Below are 3,724 nucleotides of genomic sequence, written 5' to 3' on the forward strand. Positions count from 1 at the left end.
GGTCCGGGAGCTGAGATACAAAAACCGCTTGCTATAGTTGTTATAGGAGGCTTACTGACTTCAACGGCAACAACACTCTATTTATTACCAATCTGGTATCGTTTATTGGAGCAGCGCAATGTTTAGTTCATCATTAGTTTTTACCTTCATAGTCCCTAAGAAGCACAAGGATGATGTTATCGACCAATTAATGCTGAGTGATATAGCATCCGGCTTCAACATTTTCCCGATCATGGGATACAGCAAGAAACATAGTGCTTTTAGCTTAGAGGAACAAGTTAGAGGCTACAAAGATATGCTGAAGTTTGAAGTAGTTATTGAGCAATGTGAATTAGAAAAGCTTAAAGAAGAACTAAAGTTACTATTTACAACCATAAAAATTAGGTATTGGACAACAACTATCACCGAAACAGGCCATTTATAAGTTACGCAATCTCTGGAAAAGGAGAAATGTTATGAACAAAACTAGAACACTTACTTATGTGTGGCCTAAAAGCATCAGGCTTTTTCACTGGATAAACGTCATCACAATTAGCTTACTAATAGTGATCGGCTTAATCATCTTTAATGGAAAAACACTTGGAGTAACGGTGGACGCCAAAATAATGCTTAAAACCATACATGTTACTATCGGTTACATTTTTGCCATAAACCTTATCATTCGGCTGGTTATGGGTTTTATTGGTTCGTCGAATGACATGTGGTCACAAACTCTGCCATTTATGAAAGGGTATAAGAAGGAACTAACTAAATTCAGACGCTCTCCCAAACAAGTGTACAAAGGCCATAATCCAATAGGGAAGCTCATGGTATTAGCTTTGCTGATAGCAATGACAATTCAAATGGCGACGGGCTTAATTCTGGCAGGGACTGATATTTACTACCCACCGTTAGGACAGCACTTTGTTAAAAGCATTGCGGTTGACGATACTCAACTTGATGTAATCAAGCCTTATTCAAAAGTTAACGTTGACGATGAACGTTATAAGGATCTTAGAGAATTTCGATCCCCCATTATCACTGCTCATGTATACGCATTTTATGCCCTAATAATACTTATTCCATTGCATATACTAGGTGTTATCGTTGCTGAACAAAGAGAAAAATCAGGGCTGGTTTCAGCAATGATCAATGGTTATAAGTTTCTACCCGAAAAATCGAATAATGACTAAACTAAATTTAAGACTCTTAGTTTATATAGGCTATCAATACGAAAGACAAAGGGAGGTCTTTCTTTTTGGAGTTGAAAACCTTTGGGTTATTGCTTACAAGTGAAAATTGGCAAGTTATGCAGGATGAATATTCCTCGTCTAAAGCAGCCAATAGTACATTTGCCCTAATTTGTTTTGGAGCGAAGGCGAGTCATGGCTATAACTCGTTGATGGGTAATTATGAGTTAGAATCGAAAGACGCTTTGTGCGAAATATAGCCATACAGCAATAGCTTCACATCTTAAATTCAATAATAAAGCCCGACACTCAATTAACTTTTTTTGTTCATTTGCATCTGCCAATTCAAAACTCTAAATAGAGTATGTGTGATTAGCAGTTAAACAAAATTAGTTAAAGTCTCTGACACATCGCTGTCATACCATTCGAGAAATGGAATCTTGTTTAGTGGCGGGAAACCCTATCGTAAACAGGGTTCCTTTTCCAACTTGTGAGCTGCATTTAATTTCACCGTTGAGCTTGTGAGTCACTAGGTTGTATACAATGTGAAGGCCTAGCCCACTGCCACCACCATGTCGGTTAGTAGTATAAAATGGTTCAAATATTCTTTTCATTTGGTCTTCACTCATGCCAACGCCATTGTCGCTTAACTTAATGTTTATCCAGTCACCCTGAGTATCGATATCGCATATTAGCTTGAAAGTGCCGCTACTGCGGGGAAATGCATGGGTTAGGGCATTACTTACTAAATTACTAAATATCTGTGCCATTGTCTCAGGGTCAGTAACGATAGCATGTTCTTTTCCAGTGATTTTGACTTCCGCAGTTACTTGACCCTTTTTCAATTGTTGGGAATAGCTAGAGAGAATTTTTTGAAAATATTCACTTAGTAACAAAGGCCTGCTCTCGTCTATGTGTTGATCGACTGCAACTTGCTTGAAATCTTGAATGAGATTTGCGGCCCGCTGCATACTAGATAAAACAAGTTCAGTTATTGCTACGAATCTCGTCTAACGAAGATTTCAGCCGAGTTTTTGTTATCTTACCGGACTCCATGTTAAGTAATAAATTTCCAATCAAATAGTCTATTTGAGAAGCAGCTGTGAGTGATATACCAACAGGTGTATTGACTTCATGGGCAACACCAGCGACCAAGTTTCCTAAGCTGGCCATTTTCTCTGATTGAATCAACTGTTGCTGAGTTTTTCTCAACACTTCTGCTTGATGTTTTAACATCATCTGATTGAAGGCGAACGCTAAATTATCTTTATCACTTCTGGGAATGATGGTTATACTATAATCCCCTGATGTAAATGCATTAATTGCCGATTCATTCTGCTAACTTCATCGCCTGTATCCTCGAAACTCACAGGTAGGGTTGCACTATCCCCCGATGCTAATCTATCTATCACTTCTGTAGTTCTTTGAAATCGGCTATTAAATTTTCGACCTATTCTCAATACCACGATTAAAAGGATAATAAAGCCTGCCAAACTGATAAGTATCATGTCGGCAATTTGTCTGTAAATCGGTGATAATATTTCGTTCTTTTCAGCGCCTATAATTACCAACCAGCCACTTAAGGGCATCTCAGCATGAGTAAATAACAACTCTTGCCCATTGTTCAATGGAAAGTTGACGGTTTCTGACTCACTGTCTGAGAAACGGGAAAGTAGGGCAGAATAAGGTGTTTGCATAAATGACTTGGTGATAAGTTCGGATTCGGTGGAAGCAACAATATTGGCATTATTACTGAGTATAAAAATGCTTCTATCGGCAGCAATGTTAAGCGCTTTGTTTAGTATTTCGTTTAAGGCCATATCCACGCCCGCGATACCTTTGAACTGACCATCTATCACAATAGGGTAGGTAAATTCGACAATTTGAACCCCTTCATACCAGTAAGGCTCTGTTATGGTAGGTCCGTTCTGATTTTGCGCAGCAAGTGCTTTTGGGCCTAGATAGCATTCACTGCTTTCAATATCAACAAGAGGCTCAAGTCGCTCACTAATTGAAGAATTTTCATCCCGCTTCCAATATGGAACGAATCGTCCTGTCTCTGACAAACCTAAACGCACCTCCTCGGGCGCTACTTTCAAATAGCTTAAATCGAATTGATCAGCATCTGGTTCGTAACCAAAGTAAGCAGCTTCCAGGAATTCGTTATTAATTATAATTGATTTGGCAAAGGCACTACTCTGTTCTCGACGGCCAAAAAGACCATGATGCTGGGCATCTGCCATAGTTTTGGCAATTTGTAGCGCACTAAAGTTTTGTTTATTAAGCTCTTGTGAAAGAAGATTGGCTTGAAAGGCAAGTGCTTGCTTAGTATTCGTCAATTTTTGTTCTAACGTTTCTGAAACCCAGAAATAGAAAGTTGAAAAATAAAGCACTGTTGAAGGTAAAAGCACATATAACAGAAGTTTACTGAATCGCCCCGTGTTTGCCAGAGACTCAATAACTTGAGAAACTGGAACTATGAAAAAATCAAATCGCTATACATCAGAATTTCGTGAACGTGCAATTAGGCTTGTTACCACACAACAGCATGAATA

Annotated in this window: 5 protein-coding genes; 2 read left to right on the forward strand and 3 right to left on the reverse strand. The window is 38.7% G+C overall.

Annotation, left to right across the window (positions count from 1 at the left end):
* Nucleotides 1–118 precede the first annotated feature (118 nt).
* Together ABMY41_RS21465 and ABMY41_RS21470 are read left to right on the forward strand one after the other, a co-directional pair.
* Nucleotides 119–424, forward strand: a complete 306-nt coding sequence (locus ABMY41_RS21465; RefSeq protein ID WP_055022338.1) for a DUF3240 family protein — start codon at nt 119–121, stop codon at nt 422–424.
* A gap of 31 nt (nt 425–455) precedes the next feature.
* Nucleotides 456–1,172: a cytochrome b/b6 domain-containing protein gene (locus tag ABMY41_RS21470; protein ID WP_235378158.1), complete on the forward strand. Its 717-nt coding sequence runs from the start codon at nt 456–458 to the stop codon at nt 1,170–1,172.
* Between the two features lie 413 nt (nt 1,173–1,585).
* On the opposite strand, the gene ABMY41_RS21475 is transcribed toward ABMY41_RS21470, so the two are convergent.
* Genes ABMY41_RS21475 through ABMY41_RS21485 form a run of 3 tightly spaced genes read right to left on the reverse strand, consistent with a single transcriptional unit; the run spans nt 1,586 to nt 3,580 of the window.
* Nucleotides 1,586–2,140: a HAMP domain-containing sensor histidine kinase gene (locus ABMY41_RS21475; RefSeq protein ID WP_235378159.1), complete on the reverse strand. Its 555-nt coding sequence runs from the start codon at nt 2,138–2,140 to the stop codon at nt 1,586–1,588.
* 16 nt (nt 2,141–2,156) lie between these two features.
* Nucleotides 2,157–2,408, reverse strand: coding sequence for a hypothetical protein (locus ABMY41_RS21480; RefSeq protein ID WP_349276222.1), 252 nt, complete (start codon nt 2,406–2,408; stop codon nt 2,157–2,159).
* Nucleotides 2,409–2,458: 50 nt separating this feature from the next.
* A complete protein-coding gene (locus tag ABMY41_RS21485; protein WP_349276223.1) occupies nt 2,459–3,580 on the reverse strand; it encodes a hypothetical protein in 1,122 nt (373 codons plus the stop codon).
* Nucleotides 3,581–3,724: the final 144 nt, after the last annotated feature.

Origin of the sequence: Pseudoalteromonas sp. BZA4 (genome assembly GCF_040104395.1) — a bacterium.
GTDB lineage: Bacteria > Pseudomonadota > Gammaproteobacteria > Enterobacterales > Alteromonadaceae > Pseudoalteromonas.